The organism is Kitasatospora sp. NPDC101157, assembly GCF_044768255.1.
Classification (GTDB): domain Bacteria; phylum Actinomycetota; class Actinomycetes; order Streptomycetales; family Streptomycetaceae; genus Kitasatospora.
Map to the genome: position 1 here is coordinate 475699 of NZ_JBIWPL010000002.1, position 19155 is coordinate 494853.

The 19155-nt window shown below is 73.4% G+C and carries 15 protein-coding genes; 8 read left to right on the top strand and 7 right to left on the bottom strand.

Translation table 11 applies throughout. The features are described 5' to 3' along the window. The first annotated feature begins 277 nt into the window (after nucleotides 1-277). A complete protein-coding gene (locus ACIRVF_RS05505; RefSeq protein WP_402814052.1) occupies nucleotides 278-1066 on the top strand; it encodes a phytanoyl-CoA dioxygenase family protein in 789 nt (262 codons plus the stop codon). A 79-nt stretch (nucleotides 1067-1145) separates the two neighbouring features. After that, nucleotides 1146-1700 (top strand): hypothetical protein, encoded by a 555-nt coding sequence (locus ACIRVF_RS05510; RefSeq protein WP_402814055.1) that lies wholly within the window; start codon nucleotides 1146-1148, stop codon nucleotides 1698-1700. 26 nt (nucleotides 1701-1726) lie between these two features. Here ACIRVF_RS05510 and ACIRVF_RS05515 read toward each other — a convergent pair whose 3' ends face one another. The 4 genes from ACIRVF_RS05515 to ACIRVF_RS05530 form a co-directional block, all read right to left on the bottom strand. After that, on the bottom strand, nucleotides 1727-2830 hold the full coding sequence (locus tag ACIRVF_RS05515; RefSeq protein ID WP_402814057.1) for a glutamate--cysteine ligase: 1104 nt from the start codon (nucleotides 2828-2830) through the stop codon (nucleotides 1727-1729). 156 nt (nucleotides 2831-2986) lie between these two features. Beyond that, nucleotides 2987-4258: a sugar ABC transporter permease gene (locus ACIRVF_RS05520; RefSeq protein WP_402814060.1), complete on the bottom strand. Its 1272-nt coding sequence runs from the start codon at nucleotides 4256-4258 to the stop codon at nucleotides 2987-2989. Continuing rightward, a complete protein-coding gene (locus tag ACIRVF_RS05525) occupies nucleotides 4255-5043 on the bottom strand; it encodes an ATP-binding cassette domain-containing protein (RefSeq protein ID WP_402814063.1) in 789 nt (262 codons plus the stop codon). The genes ACIRVF_RS05520 and ACIRVF_RS05525 overlap by 4 nt, the downstream gene beginning before the upstream one ends. Before the next feature lie 169 nt (nucleotides 5044-5212). Further along, the gene (locus tag ACIRVF_RS05530) at nucleotides 5213-6307 is read right to left on the bottom strand and encodes a sugar ABC transporter substrate-binding protein (RefSeq protein WP_402814064.1); all 1095 of its coding nucleotides are present in this window, start codon (nucleotides 6305-6307) and stop codon (nucleotides 5213-5215) included. A gap of 645 nt (nucleotides 6308-6952) precedes the next feature. Between ACIRVF_RS05530 and ACIRVF_RS05535 the strand changes: the two genes are divergently transcribed. Together ACIRVF_RS05535 and ACIRVF_RS05540 are read left to right on the top strand one after the other, a co-directional pair. Then, on the top strand, nucleotides 6953-7693 hold the full coding sequence (locus tag ACIRVF_RS05535) for an ATP-binding cassette domain-containing protein (RefSeq protein WP_402814067.1): 741 nt from the start codon (nucleotides 6953-6955) through the stop codon (nucleotides 7691-7693). Continuing rightward, nucleotides 7690-8472 carry an ABC transporter permease gene (locus tag ACIRVF_RS05540; RefSeq protein WP_402814070.1) on the top strand — a complete coding sequence of 261 codons (783 nt, stop codon included), beginning with the start codon at nucleotides 7690-7692 and terminating at the stop codon, nucleotides 8470-8472. Before ACIRVF_RS05535 ends, ACIRVF_RS05540 begins: the two co-directional genes overlap by 4 nt. Before the next feature lie 89 nt (nucleotides 8473-8561). On the opposite strand, the gene ACIRVF_RS05545 is transcribed toward ACIRVF_RS05540, so the two are convergent. Next, nucleotides 8562-9404, bottom strand: coding sequence for a TauD/TfdA family dioxygenase (locus ACIRVF_RS05545; RefSeq protein ID WP_402814073.1), 843 nt, complete (start codon nucleotides 9402-9404; stop codon nucleotides 8562-8564). 4 nt (nucleotides 9405-9408) lie between these two features. Continuing rightward, nucleotides 9409-10911 carry an IucA/IucC family protein gene (locus ACIRVF_RS05550; RefSeq protein WP_402814076.1) on the bottom strand — a complete coding sequence of 501 codons (1503 nt, stop codon included), beginning with the start codon at nucleotides 10909-10911 and terminating at the stop codon, nucleotides 9409-9411. 48 nt (nucleotides 10912-10959) lie between these two features. Between ACIRVF_RS05550 and ACIRVF_RS05555 the strand changes: the two genes are divergently transcribed. The 3 genes from ACIRVF_RS05555 to ACIRVF_RS05565 all read left to right on the top strand — a co-directional run bounded on the left by ACIRVF_RS05555 (nucleotide 10960) and on the right by ACIRVF_RS05565 (nucleotide 16153). After that, the gene (locus ACIRVF_RS05555; RefSeq protein ID WP_402814078.1) at nucleotides 10960-12492 is read left to right on the top strand and encodes an IucA/IucC family protein; all 1533 of its coding nucleotides are present in this window, start codon (nucleotides 10960-10962) and stop codon (nucleotides 12490-12492) included. Between the two features lie 297 nt (nucleotides 12493-12789). Then, nucleotides 12790-15333 carry a collagenase gene (locus ACIRVF_RS05560; RefSeq protein WP_402814081.1) on the top strand — a complete coding sequence of 848 codons (2544 nt, stop codon included), beginning with the start codon at nucleotides 12790-12792 and terminating at the stop codon, nucleotides 15331-15333. A gap of 202 nt (nucleotides 15334-15535) precedes the next feature. Then, nucleotides 15536-16153, top strand: coding sequence for a YbaK/EbsC family protein (locus tag ACIRVF_RS05565; RefSeq protein WP_402814083.1), 618 nt, complete (start codon nucleotides 15536-15538; stop codon nucleotides 16151-16153). 17 nt (nucleotides 16154-16170) lie between these two features. Here the strand turns inward: ACIRVF_RS05565 and ACIRVF_RS05570 are convergent, their stop codons facing one another. Further along, nucleotides 16171-17025: an erythropoiesis-stimulating protein gene (locus tag ACIRVF_RS05570; protein ID WP_402814086.1), complete on the bottom strand. Its 855-nt coding sequence runs from the start codon at nucleotides 17023-17025 to the stop codon at nucleotides 16171-16173. A 513-nt stretch (nucleotides 17026-17538) separates the two neighbouring features. On the opposite strand from ACIRVF_RS05570, the gene ACIRVF_RS05575 reads away from it, so the two are divergent. Next, complete coding sequence (locus ACIRVF_RS05575) at nucleotides 17539-19080, top strand: nitroreductase family protein (RefSeq protein ID WP_402814089.1); 1542 nt, start codon at nucleotides 17539-17541, stop codon at nucleotides 19078-19080. Nucleotides 19081-19155 lie beyond the last annotated feature (75 nt).

The window sequence follows — 19155 nt, forward strand, 5'->3', positions numbered from 1 at the left end:
CGGTGCGGCGGAGCCCCCAACTCGGCTGCCGCGACCGGAGGTCGGTGATCGGCGGACAGTGCCGCCCGCTCTCGGCGCGGCGGTCCGGGTTCCGCCGCGGGCGACCGCTCAGGTGCCGTGCCGGGCACCCGGTCCCAGGCCGGCATCGCGTCCACCCTGCGCCCCGCCGGCGAGGTCGACGTCCTCCGACGCGATGGCCGCCGGCCGGTGCGCGCCCGACAGAAGCGGTGCGGGGAATGTCGGGTGAGGGGCACGGGCGTCGCCGCACGATGGAGTCATGGATGACACGACGTTGGTTTCCTCGTTCCTGCGCGACGGCTTCGTGAAGCTGGAGGGCGCCGTCGCGCCGCGGGTGGCCGCCGACTGCGCACGACTGCTGTGGCGGGAGACGGGCTGCGACCCGGACGACCGCTCGACCTGGACGCAGCCCGTGCACCGGGTGGCCGGCATGGCGCAGGGACCGTTCGCCGCCGCGCCCAACTCCCCGTCCCTGCACCGCGCGTACGACCTGCTCGTCGGCGCGGGGCGCTGGGAGCCGCGCTATTCGCTGGGCACGTTCCCGCTGCGCTTCCCGCACGAGGAGGAGCCGGACGACGCGGGCTGGCACATCGAGGGGAGCTACCTGCCGGAGGGCGAGAACTGGTACTTCACCAATCTGAGGTCCCGGGGCCGGGCGCTGTTGATGCTGTTCCTGTTCAGCGAGGTCGGTGAGGAGGACGCCCCGACCCGGATCCGGGTCGGTTCGCACCTGGACGTGCCGAAGGTCCTGGCGGAGTACGGCGAGGAGGGGGCGAGCGGGCTGATCCTCGCTCCCGATCTGGTGGCGGCGTCCGAGCACCGGCCCGTCGCGCTCGCCACCGGTTCCCCGGGCGACGTCTTCCTGTGCCATCCGTTCCTGGTGCACGCGGCCCAACCGCACCACGGGGTGCGGCCGCGCTTCATGGCCCAGCCGCCGCTGATGCCGGCCGCGCCGTACGAACTGGAACGGGCCGACGGCGCGTACTCGCCCGTGGAGATCGCGATCCGCCGGGGCCTGGGGCAGGACGCCCCCGGCCCCGCCTCCTGACGGAGCACCGGCCGCGTCACGTCGTTGATCAATCCCGGCGTAGGCTCTCGCCAGACCGTAGCCGTCACGAGAGGCAGACATGGGGCAGAAGATCATCCGGTTCTCGGACCTGACCGGTACGCACGTGGAGAACGACGACGACCTGGTGCGCATCGTGGTGCGTCAGCACCCCGATCTGGAGGACGGGCCGGTCGAGATCGAGGCCCTCGGCAGTGAGCTGACCGGTGTGGAGGAGCTGGCGCTCGACCTGGTGACGATCGAGCTGCACCACCCCGGTTCCGACGAGCCGGAAACGGTGGTACTGGAGGCCGAGGCCTTCGACCGGCTGGCCTCCGCCGCCCCGATGGCCGAGGTGCTGCGGGGCGCCAAGAAGGTCGCCCGCACCTTCCCGGCCCAGGTCGTGCCGGCCGGCGCCAGGGAGCGGGTCAACTACGCCAGCCTGGAACACGCCGGCCGGCCGCACAAGGGCCGCACCACCGACGCCGAGAAGCAGCTCGTGCGGCAGCACCTGGACGAGATCAACGAGCGGCTGGCCGACGAGGGCGTCCGGACGATCGACCTGGGCAACGCCGAGCACGTGGCCCGGTACGGGCTGGAGGACCTGGCCCGCGAGCGTGGCGTCACGCTCGGCTGACCAGCGGCGCGACGGGCGGCCCGGCCTCAGGGCGTACGGGTCACGGTGGAGCCCGCCAGGTGCTCCGCCAGCCCCGCCCAGCCGTGCTCGCGGTACCAGCGGCGCTGCCGGTCGGCGCCGCTGCCCGCACGTTCGAACACGCGCCACAGCTCGGCCACCCGGGCGGTGTCACCGGCCGCTTCCAGGCCCGGGGCGACGTAGGCGCGCAACTCCTCGACCACGGCGGCGGCCGGGTGGGCGGTGCCGTCGGCGGGGGAGACCAGCTGTCCGTGCACCCCGGTGCGGGCGGCGTGCCAGGTCGCCGCCCGCAGCAGCTCCTCCGGGGGCGACGGACGCGGGCGCCCCTCGCGCTCCTCCAGGACGGCGGTGGTCACCAGGGCCCGGACGAGACCGGCGAACAGCTCGGCGTCGGCGACCGTCAGCTGGACGTCCGCCGCCCGCACCTCCACGGTCGGGTAGCGCTCCGACAGCCGGGCGTGCCAGTACAGCTGCCCCGCGTCGGCGATCGCGTCCGCTGCCCGCAACGCCGCCACCCGCCGCCGGTAGTCCGCGGCGTCGCGGAAGGCGGGCGGCGGCCCGCTGACCGCCCACTGGTCGAAGTGGACCGTGCGCCAGCTGGCGAAGTTGGTGTCGTGGGCGCGCCAGTAGGGCGAGTTCGCGCTCAGTGCGATCAGCACCGGCAGCCAGGGCCGGAGTCGCACCAGGGCGCCCAGCCGCTCCTCCTCGTCGGGGACGCCGACGTGGACGTGCATGCCGTTGAGCATCAGGTCGTCGACCAGCGCGGGCGCCTGCCGGCGGGCCCGCCGGTAGCGCTCGTGGTCGGTGACGGGTATCGGGCCCGGCGGCCCGAACGGGGCGGAGCCGACCGGGACGACCCGGCAGCCGTGCTGGGCCGCGGCCGCGTTCAGCCCGGCACGCACCCGGGTCAGGTGGCGGGCCACCCCCGCCAGGTCCTCGCAGACCGGGGTCGCGCTCTCCACCTGTACCTGGAGCAGTTCGTGCTGCGCCTCGGCGGGGCGCAGCGCGGGCGCCAGCGAGGCGGTGGCCAGGACCTCGGCGGCCCGGGGCAGTGGCGTGCCGTCGCGGGGATCGACCAGCAGGTACTCTTCCTCGACTCCGAGTGTCAGCATGCCGCTCAGCTACCCCGGAGCGGCTTCCCTACACGACCGGCGGCCCGGTCGTCCGTGACGGGCCGGCCGGATCCGCCGGTACCGCGGCTGCTCGGGCCCGGGAATGCCGAAGGCCCGGCATCCGTGGGGGTGGATGCCGGGCCGGGTGTGACGGGGTCAGCGTGCCGCGGTCTTGCGGGTGCGGCGGGAGACGGAGTCCAGGACGACGGCGGCGAGCAGCACGGCGCCGGTGATCATGTACTGGATGGCCTGGCTGACGTGGACCATGTCGAGGCCGGTGGTGATCGACTGAATGACCAGGATGCCCAGCAGGGCCGACCAGGTCTTGCCGCGTCCGCCGAACAGGCTGGTGCCGCCGATGACGGCCGCCGCGATGGAGTTCATCAGGACGTTGCCGCCGCCGAGGATCTTGTCCGCGGAGCCCTGCTGGGAGGCGTAGAAGAGGCCGCCGAGGGCGGCCATGCCGGCGGAGATCATGAAGACCGAGATCCGGACCCAGGAGACGTTGATGCCCGCGCGCCGGGCCGCCTCCACGCCGCCGCCGACGGCGAAGATCTGCCGGCCGTAGCTCGTGCGGCGCAGGACGAAGTCGGTCACGACCACGATGGTCAGGAAGATCAGCACGGGCAGCGGCAGACCGCGGTCCTGGTTGAGCATGTAGGCGGCGGCCAGCACGACGACGGCGAGCACGCCGGTGCGCAGCGCGATCTCGCTGACGGGCCGCGCGGCGAGGCCGGCGGCGGTGCGGCGGCGGGCGTCGAGGAGCTGTCCCGCGGCGTAGAGGGCGATGGCGAGGACGGCGAGGCCCCAGGCGTACGCGATGTCGCCGTCGCCGAGGAAGTAGTTGTCCAGGTTGGCCAGCACGCCGTCGTGGACGACGTTGACGGTGCCCTTGTCGCCGAGGACGTACTCCTGCAGACCGCTCCAGGCGAGCAGGCCGGCGAGGGTGACGACGAAGGCCGGGACGCCGATCTTGGCGAAGAAGAAGCCCTGCAGGGCGCCGATGGCGACGGCTACGGCGACGGCGATGAGGCAGGAGAGCCACTCGTTGTAGCCGGAGCGCGCGGACAGGACGGCGGCGATCGCGGCGGAGGCGCCGGCGACGGAGCCGAGGGAGAGGTCGATCTCGCCGAGCAGGAGCACGAAGACGATGCCGACGGCGATCAGGCCGGGGCCGGCGATCCACTGGGTGATGTGGGTGATGTTGTCGGCGTTGAGGAAGTCGCCGGTGACGCCCTGGAAGATGGCGGCGATGAGGATGAGGCCGAGGACGACGGGCACGGAGCCGAGGTCGCCGTTGCGCATCTTCTGCTTGAACTCGGCGAGGTAGCCGGCGATGCCGGCCTCGCGGACGAGCAGGCGGGGGTCGACCGCGGGGGCGGCCGGGGCCGGGGCGGGCTTGGTCGGGGTGGGCTGTTCGGTGGTCACTTCGCTTCCTCCGCGAGTCGGGCCTGGCGCCGGGTGACGGCGTTCTCGGTGGCGCCGGTGATGGCGGAGATGATCTCCTCGTGCGAGGTGCCGGCCACCTCGAAGACGCCGTTGTTGCGGCCCAGCCGCAGGACGGCGACGGTGTCGGCGACGGCCTTGACGTCGGCCATGTTGTGGCTGATCAGGATGACGCCGAGGCCCCGTTCGCGCAGGCGCTCGACGAGGTCGAGGACCTGGGCGGTCTGCTCGACGCCGAGGGCGGCGGTGGGCTCGTCCAGGATGACGATCTTGGGGTCGCCGACGAGGGCACGGGCGATGGCGACCACCTGGCGCTGGCCGCCGGAGAGTGCGGCGATCGGGATGCGCACGCTCGGGATGCGGATGGAGAGGGTGTCGAGCAGTTCGCGCGCCCGCTTCTCCATGGCGACCTCGTCGAGCGTGCCGAAGCTCTTCAGCTCGCGGCCGAGGAAGAGGTTGCCGACCACGTCGAGGTTGTCGCAGAGCGCGAGGTCCTGGTAGACGGTGGCGATGCCGAGGGCCTGGGCATCGTGCGGGCGCGCGATGGAGACCTCCCCGCCCTCCCACTCGATCGTTCCCTCGTCGATGGGGTGCACGCCGGCGATGGTCTTCACCAGCGTGGACTTTCCGGCGCCGTTGTCGCCCACCAGGGCCACCACCTCGCCTGCGTGTACCTCCAGATGCACGTCGGTCAGTGCCTGGACGGCGCCGAAGCGCTTGGAGACTCCGCGCAACGCCAGTACGGGTGCGCCTGTCACGTGAACCATCTCCTTCTTCCCGGGCACGCCGCGAGGGCGCGGCGGTGGCCGGGCTGGCCCGCGCGCCGTGCGGCGCGGGCGGGTGAGCGTGGGAACAGAGGGTGCCGGAGCGGGGTGGGCCCGCCGCGCGGCGCGGGCGGTGCTCCCCGGGGAGGTGGGGAGCTCCGCCCGGGCGGAACTACTTCAGGCCCGCGGCGGCGCAGGCGGCGGCGTAGTCCGCGGTGCAGATGTCGGAGACCTTGTAGAGGCCGTCGGCGATCACGGTGTCCTGGATGTTGGCCTTGGTGACGACCTTGGGGTCGAGCAGCTTGGCCGGGATGCCCTTGTCGGTGGCGCTGTCGACGCTGGCGGTGGCGACGGTCTTGACGTCCTTGCCCTGCAGCAGGTCGACGGCCAGCTCGGCGGCGCTGTCGGCGAGCGGCTTGTAGGCCTTGTAGATGGTGTAGGCCTGGTCGCCGTTGACGATGCGCTGGATGGCGTCGAGGCCGGCGTCCTGGCCGCCGACGGGGACCTTGATGCCGGCGTTCTGGAGCTGGGTGATGATGGCTCCGGCCATGCCGTCGTTGGCGGAGTAGACGCCCTGGAAGCCGTCCTTGCCGAGCTGGGTGATCGCGGCGCCGATCTTCTGGCCGGCGACGGTGGGCTTCCACTCGCCCGACTGCTCGTAGACGACCTTCTTGACCTTGCCGTCGAGGACCTTGTGGGCGCCGGCCTTGAACTGGCCGGCGTTCGGGTCCGCGTCGTCGCCGTTGATCATGACGATGTTGTCGTTGGAGGCCTGGGGGCCGAGCGCGTCCAGCATGGCCTGGCCCTGGAGCTCGCCGACCTTCTCGTTGTCGAAGGAGGCGTAGGCGGCCACCGGGCCGGTGGCCAGGCGGTCGTAGGCGACGACCTTGACACCCTTGGCGGCGGCTTCCTTGACCCAGCCCTCGGTCGAGGTGGCGTCGAAGGCGTCCAGGACGATCACCTTGACGCCCTGGGCGATCAGGGTGTCGAACTGCTGCTTCTGCTTGGCGGCGCTGCCCTCGGCGTTGTTGTAGAGCACCTTGCAGTCCGCGCACAGGGCCTTGACCTTGGCCTCGATGAAGGGCTTGTCGAAGGACTCGTAGCGGGTCGAGGACGCGTTCTCGGGCAGCAGCAGGCCGATGGACTTCGTGTCGCCGGAGGCGGCGGAGTCCTTCTTGTCGCCGCCGGCCTTGCCGCACGCGGCCAAGGACAGGGCCATCGAGACGGCTGCGGTGGCGATGACGGCGCGACGCGTCGTTGCGTTCATGGTGGGGTGCCTCCCTGACGTCGCCGCGACGGTGCGGCGGGGTGGCTGGAGTCAACCCTCCTCGGCCAGATTGAGTCAAGAAGTAAATCCAAGACGAGACCTGTCCACACCTATTCGTTATCTTCTTGAACGCAGTCTGGCCGAAAGGAAGCCGCTGTCGGCCAACGGTCGACGATCGCACGATCCGGCGAGCCGGGCCCCGGCCCGAGGGTGAGCGCCATGTACACACAGATACCCAGGTTGAACCGTGGGTAACGGCAGCCGGGATGGCCGGGTCCACGCCGGGGCGGGACGAGGGGTTCAGGAGGCGTACGTGCCGCCCGGCTACTTGTGGGGGCTATGCGTTCAAGATGTGCCGTCCGGCTTTCTCTCGGCCGGACTCGCCCTCCAGCAGGGGACTTTGGCGCCCCGTCAGAGACGAGCGCTGCGTGGCCTCCGTACGGGCGGGCGGCAAGCATCTGGACCGGTCCGGCCGTGGCCCGGGGGGTGACCGTCAGTGGTGGCCAGGTGGCAGTCATCCGTACGAGTGGGCGCGACGGTGATCACCGCCGGTGCCGGCGGTGCCACTGGCACGATGAGGCGAATGGACCGATTCCCGGTCGGGCGGGCCGGCCCCGCCCGCCGCCCCACCGGCAACGGAGGCCCGTGGACCAGCCCTTCGCCATCGCCGTTCGCACCCGCACCAGCGGTCGGGGCGGCCCCGGGGCGGAGGCGCCCCCGTCGTTCCTGCTGGACCGGGTGACCGTGCGCCGTGCCGGGAGGGTGCTGCTGGACGGTCTCTCGGCGCAGATTCCCGGCGCCGCCTGCACGGCGTTGGTCGGGCCGTCGGGAGCGGGCAAGTCGACGCTGCTGCGGTTGCTGAACCGGCTGGCGGAGCCGACGTCGGGTGAGGTCCGCTTCCGGGACACGCCGCTACCGCGGCTCGACGTGCTGGAACTGCGCCGCCGGGTCGGATCGGTCGGCCAGCAGCCGGTGCTGCTGACCGACCGTGTCGTGGACGACCTGCGGGTGGGCCGCCCCGACCTCGACGAGGACCGGGCCGCCGCGCTGTTGGAGCGGACCGGTCTGCCGTCCGGGATGCTGGCGCGGGCCACGGCCGGGCTGTCCGGTGGCGAGGCCCAACGGGTCTGCCTGGCCCGGGCGCTGGCCGTCGGTCCGGAGGTGCTGCTGCTCGACGAGCCGACGTCCGCCCTGGACGGGGAGAGCGCGCTGGCGGTGGAGCACATGATCAGGGACCTGGTCGCGGACGGACTCGCGGTGGTGCTGGTCAGCCACAACGTGCCGCAGGCGCGCCGGGTCGCCGACCACGTCCTGGTCCTGCGCAGTGGACGTCTGGTCGCCTCGGGACCGGCGGACCGCGTCGACTACCTCCGGACGGGCGCGTGAACGCGGCCGTACCGGGCTGGGCCGGGGTCGCCGCCTCCGTCGCCCTGGTGCTGCCGGCGATCGCGGTGGCCTGGCACCGGCGACTGGACCTCGCTCGGGACATCGCCGTTGCCGCGGCACGCGCCGGTGTCCAACTCGCCGCCGTCGGCGCGGTCCTGCTCCTCGTCTTCCGGCACACCGGCGTGGCCGGCGCCGTCGGCTGCCTCACGCTCATGGTGACCACCGCCGCGCGTGTCTGCGCGGGCCGCTCCGCCGGGATGCCCCGCGCACTCCCGATCGCCGCCACCGCGGTCGCCGTCGGCTCCGGCGCGACCCTCGGCGTGCTGCTCGCCCTGGGGGTCGTCGCGACCCAGGCCCGGGTGGTGATCCCGGTCGGTGGCATGGTGGTCTCCGGCGCGATGCAGGCCACCACCCTCCTCCTGGTGCGCCTTCGCGACGAGGCGGGTACCGCGCGCCCCGCCATCGAGGCCCGCCTCGCCCTGGGACTGCCGGCCGCCGACGCCTTCGCGCCCCACCTCCGCTCGACCCTGCGCACGGCGCTGATCCCCGCCGTCGACGCCACCAGGACCGTCGGGCTGATCAGCCTGCCCGGTGCGATGACCGGCCTGATCCTGGCCGGTGTCGACCCGCTCACCGCGATCCGCTACCAGATCGTCGTGATGTACATGATGCTCTCCGCGGCTGCCCTGGCCGCCCTCACCGCCGCCCACCTCGCCGAGCGGGCCCTGTTCGACGAGGCCCACCGACTGCGGCCGCTCACCGCCGGGACCCGACGATGACATCCCGTTCGTGGGGCGGCGCCGCCCCGGACCCGCGGAGCGGCCCCCCGCGTTCGCCGGGCCCCCGCGGGGGCGGGGCCGGCCCGTGCTCAGTCCGCCCAGACGCGGATGAGGCAGCGGGGAGCGGCCGGGGCGGGCGGGTCGGTGAAGGCCGTGCGGCCGTGCAGGACGACGGTGTTGTCCAGCCAGAGGAGGTCGCCCGGGTGGAGGGGGATGCGGAGCACGGTGCCGGGGTCGGAGAGGAGCCGGTCGACGGCGTCGAGGGCCGCGTGGTCGTCGGGGGTCAGGGGCGCGCCGGCCTCGCGGTGGGCGCGTTCGATCCCGCGCCGGTTGTAGTGGACGCGCAGCTCGGCGCCGTGGCGCTGGAAGACGGGGCGGACGCGGTCGAAGCCGACGCCCCGGCCGAAGCGGAAGTCCCGGTGGAGGCGGGGGAGGGCCCAAGGGGCGTCGGTGAGCAGCCGGTTGTGCACGGTGTGGCCGCTGACGAGGAGGGTCTCGCCACCCTGCGCGGCCGGTCGTACGGTCAGCAGGCCGAGCAGCCCGGGCGGACGGGGAGCCGGCGTCCGGTCGGTGTGCGGGGGGAGGGCGAGGTCGGTCTTCCCCAGTCCGGCGTTGTCGGCGACGGTGATGAGGTCGCCGGGGTCGGCCGGCCACGGGGTGCCCAGGGAGGCGGCGAGCCGGTGGCACAGCGCGGCGCACTCCTGGTCGGTACGGCCGTCCACCGGGACGCCCCGGAGGACGACGAACCCCCGCCCGTGCCGCACCCGTCGGGCGACCTGCGCGGCCAGTTCGGCCAGTTCCGGCGCCGGATGCGCCGGCGGGCCGTCCAGCGCGCGTGAGCAGGCGGGTGGCAGGAGGACCAGCCAGTCGGACTCGCTGAGGCCGGGGCCGTTCCATGCCGTGGGTGCTTCGACGGGGACGGGCTGGGGCATCTGCTCACCTTTCCGCGGCGCCTCGAACGGGGTTGGGCAGGTGCGCCCACCGGTCGCCCGCCGGTGAGAGCCGCATCAACGTCAGGGCCTTGACCGGCAGTTCCTCCGTGCGCAGGGCCAGCAGGTCCGCAGTCGGGGGGAGGTCGCGGGTGGCGGCTTCGAGGAGGGCGCCCAGTTCCGCGGTGCTCCCGGCGAGGGGGCCGAGAGCGCCCGTGAGCAGGCAGCCGAGGACCTTGCGGCGGAGGACGGCGGGGTCGTCTTCGAGCAGCCGGCCGGTCATCGGCGGCGCCGGGAGGCCGTTCCGGGCCAGCCGGGCCGGGCTGATCCGGATGTCGGCGAGGTCCCGGTAGACGAGCCGGCGGGGCCGTCCCTCCCGGTCGACCACCGCGAGGAGGTTCTGCCCGTGCGCCTCCAGGGCCACGCCCAGGTCGAGCAGTTCCAGGCAGACGCCGAGGGCCAGCCGCGCGAACTCGGTGACGTGCGCGGATCGTCGGTGCGGGTCGTGGGTGGCGAAGTGCCCGGCCAGCTCGGCCACCGGCACCACCTGTTCGTCCGTCCCGGCATGGACGTACGGTGATTCGCGCAGGACCGCCGCCAGGTCCGGCGTGCCCGCCCCGGCCGCGGCCAGCGTCCGGGTGATGTGCAGCCGGCCGCCCAGGCGCTCCGCGACCCGGGCGGCCAACGCGGACGTGGCCAGCGCGTGGTCGACCGAATAGGCCGAGATGTCCCGCACCTGGGACGTGAGCCGGGTGCTCAACGCGGTCTTCAGGTGGACGTGGTGGTCGAGGGCGAGCGTGCGAAGGGACAGCAGCGGATGGGCCGGCGGACCGGGCAGCAGCGGCCGGCCGCCGAGGACGTGCCCGGCCTGCCAGGGGTGCACCGGGAGCAGCACCGTCTCCCCGTCCCGCCACTGCGAGGGCCACGGGCCCCGCACCGTCGCACCCTTCACCGGCGTGAGCCGCAGACCGACCACCGGCCGGTGCTCGGGAGCGTAGGCCAGCTGCTCGGCGGCCGAGAAACCGGGCCGGGAACGGCAGGTGGGGTGGTACGGGTGGCCCTCCGGTGACCGCTGCTCCCACTCCCAGGGCTCCGACGGCGGCCCGGCCGGGGGAGCGGCCGTCCGGGAGAGCGCCAAGGAGGCGGTGCTGTGGTCGAGTTCGTCGGCGAACGGCTCGCCTCCGGGTACCTTCAGGGCGGCCATCAGCGGTGCCGGATGGTCGTACGGGACGCCGTCCAGCTCCACGGCGGCGACCGCGGTTCCCGTCGCCCAGGGGTCCGACGGCGGACCGTACAGCCGTCGCCCGTCGGTGAGCCGGACCGAGATCCCGTCACCGCCGCGGGCGCGGTCGGCGATCCAGGGCAGCGGTTCGTGGACCAGCCCGCGCCACAGCCGAGCCAGCACCGCCGCCCGGGCGCCGGGCAGGGCGGCGAGGTAGGCGGGCGTCAACTCGGGGCGGAAGCTCGCCAGCTCCTGGGCCAGCTCGCGCTCGGCGGGGGTGTCGCACACCCCGATGTTCTACCGCGGGCGAACACCCGCCACACATACTGCTCCTCGATGAATACTTTCGCCCGCGAAGCCGATGCGCTGGCCATGGCGCCCCTGCTCAACTGCCTGCTGAGGGAAGCAGCCCTGCCGACCGGGGATGCGGCCGACGGTCGCGCGGTCCACCGCCTGCACGCCACCGGCCGGCTGCTGCGCGTGCGCACCGGCCGGCCCTTCGGCGAACCCGAGTTGTGGACCGGTACCACCTGGCAACCCGTGCGTCACAGCGGCCTCATCCGCCTCGCCGCCCAGGAGATGCTGGCCGTCACCGGGCACGCCAACGCCGCCCTGGCCGCCGAGATGGCCGCCGGCCGGGAGGTCGTCGAGGCCGTCCTCGCCGCCCGCTCGCGGGCCGTCCCGCCCGAGAGCCTGTGGCTGCGCTCCGAACAGGCTCTGGTCATGGGCCACCCGTACCACCCGGCGCCCAAGGCCCGCAGCGGCGGCGGCCCGCCGGGCTCCTGGCTGCGCTACGCGCCGGAGGCGCACGGCCGCTTCCCGCTCGTGCTGCTGGGCGTGCGGGAGGACGCGGTGGTCGAGGACGGTGACACCCGTGCCCTGGACGCCCTGGGCCGGGCACCCGACGGCCACCGGCTGCTGCCCGTCCATCCCTGGCAGCTGGACCTCACCCGCCACCGGCCGGCGGTCCGCGCCGCCTTCGCCGAGGGCCGCCTCGTCCACCTGGGCCGCACGCCCTGGGACGCCCGGGCCACGGCCTCGGTGCGCACGGTGCACGTCCCCGGCGGGGACGAGCGGCCGGGGGCGTCCGGGGACCTCTTCCTGAAGTTCAGCCTGGAGGTGCAGATCACCAACGACGTCCGGCGGATCCGGCGGCACGAGCTGCGCCACGCGCTCCGCACCGACCCGCTGGTCAGCGCGGCCTTCGGGGCGATGGACGGCCCCGCGGCGTGGCTGAGCGAACGCGGGTACCGCACGGTCCGCGGCCTGGAGGAGACCTTCCCCGTGCTGGTCCGCGACGGCCTGGACGACCACCTGCTCCCGGGCGCCACCGCGCTGCTGGCGGCGGCGCTCACCGAGGGCTTCGACGGCGATCCGCTCGACCGCCTCACCGACCCGCTGCCCTGGTGGTCGGCCTACCTGGACCGGGTGGTCCCGCCCGTGCTGGAGGCGTACGCCCGCCACGGCGTCGGCGTCGAGTGCCACCTCCAGAACACCCTGATCGCCGTGGGCCCGGACGGCCTGCCCGTCCAGGCCCTCTTCCGCGACGCGGAAGGCGCCAGGGCGATTCCGCCGACGCCCCGGGAGGAGGCCTGGAAGCGGCTGACCTACTGCCTGGTCGTCAACAACCTGACCGGGATCGCCGATGCGCTCACCCGGCGCTTTCCCGACGCCGCCGCGGCCCTGTGGCCGATGGCGCGGCAGGTGGTCCAGCGGTGCGACAAGGAGTTCGGCCTGCCTGCGGCCGAGACGCTGCTCGCCGCGGCGACCGTCCCGTGCAAGGCCAACCTGCTGTCCCGCTGGATCGGGGCGGACGGCACCGAACCGCGCTACGTCCCCGTCCCCAACCCGCTGGCCGTCCGCCCCTGAAACAGCCCTGTCCGGGGGCCGCTCGACGCGGTCGAGGAAGGCGAGCACCCGGCGGTGACCTGGGCGGCCGCCGGCCCGTCGTACGAGGGCAGGCGTCAGTGGACAGGCGTGCCGGTAGCCGGGCCGGCCCGGGGGAGCCGGGCCGCCGTCACTCCGCATCCGAAGGGTCCACTGCAATTTCAAAGTGATATGTCACACCCTATTGATTGTGCCGGGTCGCCCGTGACACCGTGCCAGGCGACGCCTTCACGGCAAGCGCCTGAGGCTCACCCCCCACCCCCCCAGCAAGGAGTGACGATGCGTCACCGACTTCGGCTGCCCCGAGCGCTGGCCGTGCTCGCCGCCGCAAGTACCGCCATCACCGGCCTCGCCGCCGCGCCGAGCTTCGCCGCCCCCACGGCGACCGGCCGGCAGGTGAGCCAGGACCCCCACCCCGGGCACCTCGGCGGCATAGCCCCGACCGGCACCGCCTTCGGTCTCGACACCCACGCGCAGACCCAGACGGGCCGGCTCGCACCCGCGCAACTCCCGCCGCGCTCCCCGCAGTCGGCCGCGCCACAGGCCCCGAAGCCCGAGCTCGCCAAGGCCCCGGCCCTGGCGAGGTCCGGCCGGGCCGCCGCCGGGACGGCCGACACCTCGTGCACCCCGGCCGACTTCAGCGGCCGCACCGGCGCGGACCTGGTCGGCCACGTCCAGGGCTCGACCGTCGACTGCATCAGCTCGCTGTTCCGCATCACCGGCGGCGACGCCAACGGGGTGTTCAAACAGAGCCAGATGCTCGCGGTGGCCGACGGTCTGCGCAGCGCCGCCGCCTCGTACACCGGCGACAACTCGAACGGCATCTACCAGCTGGTCTACTTCCTCCAGGCCGGCTACTACGTGCAGTACTACCACCCGGCAGACGTGGGCACCTACGACGCGATCCTGACCAACGCCGTCCGGGCCGCGCTGGACACCCTGGTGGCCGGCCCGCACTTCCTCGACGTCAACGACGGCAACGGCCAGATCGAGGGCCAGGCGATGATCCTCACCGACAGCGCCAACCTCCAGGCCCACTACCTGAAGACGTACCAGCAGGTGCTGAACGCGTACAACAGCTCCTGGGACTCGTCCTGGTACATGGTGAACTTCGCCAACAGCGTGTACACCCCGATCTTCCGCGGCCACCAGAACGCCGACTACGTCGCCGCCGTCACCGCCGACCCGAGCCTCATCAACACCCTCGACAACTTCGCGCTGAACCACAAGGGCATGCTCGGTGGCAACAACTCCTTCCTGGACTCCAACGCCGGTCTGGAGACGGCCCGGTTCATCGAGCACCCGGCGCTGGTGAACACCGTCCGGCCACTGGTCAAGGGCCTGATGGACGTGTCGTCGATCACCGGCCCCACCGCGCCGCTCTGGGTCGGCGTGGCCGGCATGGCCGCCTTCTACGACAAGGCGAACTGCTCGTACTACGGCGTCTGCGACCTGCCGACGCAGCTCAAGGCCGCCGCCCTGCCGATCAGCCACACCTGCGACTCCACCCACACCCTCCTGGCGCAGAGCCTGACCGCCGCCGACCTGGCCGCCGTCTGCGCCAGCCTGCAGAACCAGGACCCGTTCTTCCACAAGCTGGTCAAGGACAGCGGCCCGATCGCCGGCCAGTACGAGAACTCGCTGCAGATGGTGGTCTTCGCCTCGCCGCGGGACTACCAGACCTACGCGGGCGGCATCTACGGCGTCAGCACCAACAACGGCGGCATCACGCTGATCGGCGACCCGACCGCCCCCGCCAACCAGCCCATCTCGCTGACCTACCAGAACGGCGACGACGGCTTCACCGCGGGCGTCTGGAACCTCAACCACGAGTACACCCACGCCCTGGACGGCCGCCTCGACATGAAGGGCGACTTCAGCCGGCAGATCTCCGTGCCGGACGTCTGGTGGATCGAGGGCGTCGCCGAGTACGTGTCCTACAGCTACCGGAACGTCACCGACACCGGGGCGATGGCCGAGGCGCCCAAGCACACCTACGCGCTCAGCACGCTGTTCCAGAACACCTACGACAACAGCGACACCACCCGCACCTACCCGTGGGGCTACCTGGCCGTCCGCTTCATGGTCGAGAAGCACCCGGACGTCGTCCAGACCATGCTGGGCCACTTCCGGACCGGCGACTACACCGGCGGCTACGCGGTCTACAACTCCATCGGCACCGCTTACGACGCCGAGTTCAACACCTGGCTGGACGCCTGCGCCGCCGGTGCCTGCCAGGTGGGCGGCGCCCCGACCGCGGCCTTCAGCGCCGCCCCGTCCGGCCTGAACGTCCAGTTCACCGACCGGTCCACCGAGTCCGGCGGCGGCAGCATCACCTCCTGGGCCTGGAACTTCGGTGACGGCGCCACCTCCACCGCCCAGAGCCCCTCGCACGGCTACACCACGGCCGGCAGCTACACCGTCAGCCTGACGGTGGCCGACGGCAACGGCCGGACCAACACCGTCACCCAGTCCGTCACGGTCAGCCTGGCGGGCTGCACCGCCGCCGACACCCGCGTGCTGGACCGGAACTGCTCCCGCACCAAGCAGTCCGCGACCGCCGGGAACCTGGACTACTACTACATCTACCTGCCGGCCGGCACCACCACCCTGAAGGTCGACAGCTCCGGCGGCACGGGCACCGCGTACCTGCTCTACAACCCGGACAGCTGGGCCACGCCGAACGCCTACACCAACGGCTCGACCACCTACGGCACCACCACCCAGAGCCTGACCGTCACCAACACCACCGCGGGCTACCGCTACATCAGCCTCTACGCCCAGACCGACTTCAGCGGGGTGACCATCACCACCCGGTACTGACCCCGACCCCCGCGCGCGGCGGCCCGGAGCACACCGCTCCGGGCCGCCGCCCCGCGTGCCCGGACAGGCGCTACCGCGTTCCCGCCCTCGATCCGGACCAGCAGCTGATCATCCGTCAGCGAGCCCGGAGTCCTTCGTCGTCAACGGTCGTCCCGGTGGGGTTGACTGGCTGCGGGCGGCGGGCGTTCGCTAGGGTGCTCGCATGAGCGACCAAGTGACGCCTCCCTTCGGGAAGTTCCCGACCGTCCGCCCGGCACTCGACGTGCGGAGCGAGCTGGCCCCGCCGGTGGCCGAGGCGCTCGGCGGCTGGGACGCGCCGGAGGCGGCCGGGGCGGTGCTGTACGTGGACACCGACCCGGAGAAGGCGGACACCGCGGTGTTCTGCGAGACCTACGACGCGCCGCTGGAGTACTCGGCGAACTGCGTGGTGGTCGCCGCCAAGCGGGGCGGGGAGGTCACGATGGCCGCGTGCGTCGTCCTGGCCACGACCCGGCTGGACGTGAACCAGGCGGTCCGCAAGCACCTCGGGGCGCGCAAGGCCTCGTTCGCCCCGATGGACGCCGCGGTCGAGGCGACCGGGATGGAGTACGGGGGCATCACGCCGGTGGGACTCCCGGACGGATGGCCGCTGCTGGTCGACGAGGCGGTGGCGGCGGCGCCGCACGTCCTGGTCGGCAGCGGGCGCCGCCGCGGGAAGCTGATCCTCCCGGGGGCGGCGCTGGCCGCGCTGCCCGGTGCCGAGGTCGTCCCCGGTCTGGCCCTCGCGGTCGGACCCGCCGCCGTCGAACCCGCCGCGGGGCCCACCGCCGTCGAGAGCTGAGCGGTGCGCGGGGCGGGTCAGGAACAGCCCTCCCGGGAGCGCGGGGGGACGAGCCAGCCGCGGGCCTGTGCGGCCATGCCCGCGCTGAACCTGCCGGTGGCGTCCAGCTGTTCGAAGAGCTCGCGGACGATGCGCCGCATCGTCCGCGAGGAGACGCCGATCTCGCGGGCGATCGCCTCGTCCTTGTACCCGAGCTGCATCAGCCGCAAAACCTGGTACTGGCGCGCGGTGGGCCCCTGGCGGGGCGGCGGAGCGACCTCGGCCGGGCGGGCCTCCTGCCAGCAGAACTCGAAGGTCTGCACGAAGAGGCTGACCAGGTCGGGGTTGCGGACCACCACCAGGGCGGGTTCGGCGCCGTCGCCGCTGCCCGGCGGCGGGACGAAGGCCAGGCTGGCGTCCAGCACGATCAGCCGGTAGGGGAGGGTCGCGGAGATGCGGATCCGGCCGCCGGCCTTGCGCAGCGCCTTCAGGTGGGCCCGGCCGCGCGGGACCCGGAGCATGGACTCGCTGTGGATCGCCCGGATGGACACGCCCCGGCCCAGCACCTCCTCGTCCCGGCGCCGTCCGGCGACCAGGAGCGGCGCCGGAGGCGGCGCGCCGGGGTTCATGCTGAGGACCTGGCCCCGCACGGTCGTGGTGGCGTCCTCCAGCAGCTGACGTACCGCCGCCTCGCCGCGGAAGACCTCCACCCCGTGGCCGCCCAGGCGGTCCAGGTGGGCGGGGATCGCCGAAGTGTGGACCTCGGCCAGCTCGCGCCCCAACGCCTCGACCGTGCAGGCGAGTTCGCCGATCGCCTGACGGGCCGAGTCGAGGATCCGGCCCATCTGGGCCTCGGGTAACGACGGCTGGCGCCGGTCGGACTGAACCTGCATGCGCGGCCCCCCAGCTCTGCTCGACACACCCCGCGGCGGCCCCGGCCGGTGCGCGCGCCCTCCCCGGGCCATACGCACGGCCAGTTGCGCCGCGTGTACGAATCGCAACCATGCTCCTTCACGGCCCGTACCTGGAACAACCCCGCATCTCAGTTGCCGGACGTGATCGGACTGTGGCCTGCGTCACACCGCGGGACGGTCCCCGGCGCGTGCGCCGATGGCCGGTCGGGGCCATGGCCGGACTGAGCCATCGGCGTTCGCTGGACAGCCTCGGCGGTCGGCTGATTGGTTGGCAAATGGCCGCTGAGTGATCGGCACCGTCCCGCGATGAGAGACGGACCGTGGTGTTCAGCGACGGGTAGGGGGTTGTTCCACGGCTGTCCCTCCGATGCACCGAGCCGCGATCCGGCAGGTCAGCGCCGGCCGGGGGCCCGGCCCGGAGCGCGACCTGAGCCGGGGCCGATCCCGTTGTGCGAGGCGCCGCACCACCGATCCGAGAACGCGAGAGGACCTATGGGCGTCGAAGAGTTGACCAATCCGCTGCTGGCCGGGTTCTGGAACGAGACGCGCCTGCGATCGAGTCTGGGGACGGTCTCCCCGGCCGCCGATCACACCGGTCCCGGGACGAGCGTCCAGTGGACGCGGATCGCCGAGGCCCTCGGCCTGGGCTACGGTGAGCGTTCGGGCGCGGTGATCACCAAGGGCAAGACCCTGATGCGGGCCCGGACCACGCCGTCCGCCGGGGCGCTCTACCCCTTCGAGGTCCTGGTGGCCTTCCAGGACGGCCGCGACTACGCCCTCTACCACTACGACGCGGCCGGTTGCAGCCTCCGCCGGCTGGCCGCCGTCGGCCGCCACGAGATGGCCGGCATCCTGACCGCCGCACCTCCGTCCGGCCCGCCGACGGCAGGCGCGGACGCGAGCTCCGAACTGCCCGCCGCGGTGGTGGCGGTGGTGGCCCGGCCCTGGTACGCGATGCGCAAGTACGGCCGGCGCGGCTACCTCTACACCCACCTGGACAGTGCCCACGCCGCCACCAACATCGCCCTGGCCGCCGCCGACGCGGGCTTCGACCCCACCGTCCGGCTGCGCTTCGACCGCCGCGCGCTCTCCCGGCTGTTCGGCCTGGAGAACCTGTGCCGGGAACCCCAGGCGCTGGTCACCCTGACCGCGCCCGCCGAGGTCCGCCCGGGTGCGACCGACGGCCGGACGGCCAACCCCTTCGCCGTACCGATCTGGTGGCACGACGGCGGACGCGGCCTGGAACAGCCCGACGGCCCCGAACGCGAGGCGTGGGACCTGGTCAGCCCGGTCAGCACCTACCACCAGCCCCGGGGCCTTCCCCTGCGGTTCGGCACCACCGCCTCGGTGCGAGCGGTGGGCAGCCGTTCCTGCGCCGCAGCCCCGGTGACGCTGGCCGGCCCGGACGACACCGGCGCCCTCGACGACTTCGGCCGGGTCGTGCTCAGCCGGCAGTCCGCCAAGGGCTTTCTGGCGAAGCCGGTCGAGGCCGACGCGCTCGGACGGGCGCTGGCCGCCGTCCGCGGCGGCATCGCCGTCGACTGTGCGGACGGCCCGCTGGCCGGCCTGCGGGTGCTGGTCCGCAACGTGGACGGCCTCGCCCCGGGCGCCTACGAGTACGACCCGGCCGGCCACCGGCTGCTGCCGGCCGGCGGCGACGGCGGCTCGGAGGAGGCGGTGGTCGCGGCCTGCATGAACCAGGGCGTAGCGGCCGGCTGCGCCGCGCTGGTGGCGCTGCACGCGCCGGTGCGCCAACTCCTCGGCGAGCGCGGCCAGCAGGGGCTGGCCGAACTCCACTTCCACGCCGCGAGCGCCGCCCAGCGCCTGTGCCTCGGGGCGGCCGCGCAGCACGTCGGCATCACCTGCCTCGGCGGGTTCGACGCCGGCCGGATCGCCGGACTCGCGCGGCTGGCGGACGAGGAGGAGGTCATCTACGTGACAGCGGTCGGCATCGCCGACGAGAACGCCGTCAAGTGGGACCGGGCGCCGATCGCCTACAGCCACGGACGGGACCCGCGGCAGCCGACCGGCTGACCGCGCCACGGACGAGACCCGCAGCCCGAACCGACCTCCGAGCCGAGGTTCGACCAGAGAGAGCAGTGTGTGGTT

Excerpts from the sequence above, each read along its gene's own strand:
- ACIRVF_RS05505 (WP_402814052.1), top strand. The coding sequence starts at position 278 with ATGGATGACACGACGTTGGTTTCCTCGTTCCTGCGCGACGGCTTCGTG.
- ACIRVF_RS05510 (WP_402814055.1), top strand. The coding sequence starts at position 1,146 with ATGGGGCAGAAGATCATCCGGTTCTCGGACCTGACCGGTACGCACGTG.
- ACIRVF_RS05515 (WP_402814057.1), bottom strand. The coding sequence starts at position 2,830 with ATGCTGACACTCGGAGTCGAGGAAGAGTACCTGCTGGTCGATCCCCGC.
- ACIRVF_RS05525 (WP_402814063.1), bottom strand. The coding sequence starts at position 5,043 with ATGGTTCACGTGACAGGCGCACCCGTACTGGCGTTGCGCGGAGTCTCC.
- ACIRVF_RS05530 (WP_402814064.1), bottom strand. The coding sequence starts at position 6,307 with ATGAACGCAACGACGCGTCGCGCCGTCATCGCCACCGCAGCCGTCTCG.
- ACIRVF_RS05545 (WP_402814073.1), bottom strand. The coding sequence starts at position 9,404 with ATGCCCCAGCCCGTCCCCGTCGAAGCACCCACGGCATGGAACGGCCCC.
- ACIRVF_RS05555 (WP_402814078.1), top strand. The coding sequence starts at position 10,960 with ATGAATACTTTCGCCCGCGAAGCCGATGCGCTGGCCATGGCGCCCCTG.
- ACIRVF_RS05560 (WP_402814081.1), top strand. The coding sequence starts at position 12,790 with ATGCGTCACCGACTTCGGCTGCCCCGAGCGCTGGCCGTGCTCGCCGCC.
- ACIRVF_RS05565 (WP_402814083.1), top strand. The coding sequence starts at position 15,536 with ATGAGCGACCAAGTGACGCCTCCCTTCGGGAAGTTCCCGACCGTCCGC.
- ACIRVF_RS05570 (WP_402814086.1), bottom strand. The coding sequence starts at position 17,025 with ATGCAGGTTCAGTCCGACCGGCGCCAGCCGTCGTTACCCGAGGCCCAG.
- ACIRVF_RS05575 (WP_402814089.1), top strand. The coding sequence starts at position 17,539 with ATGGGCGTCGAAGAGTTGACCAATCCGCTGCTGGCCGGGTTCTGGAAC.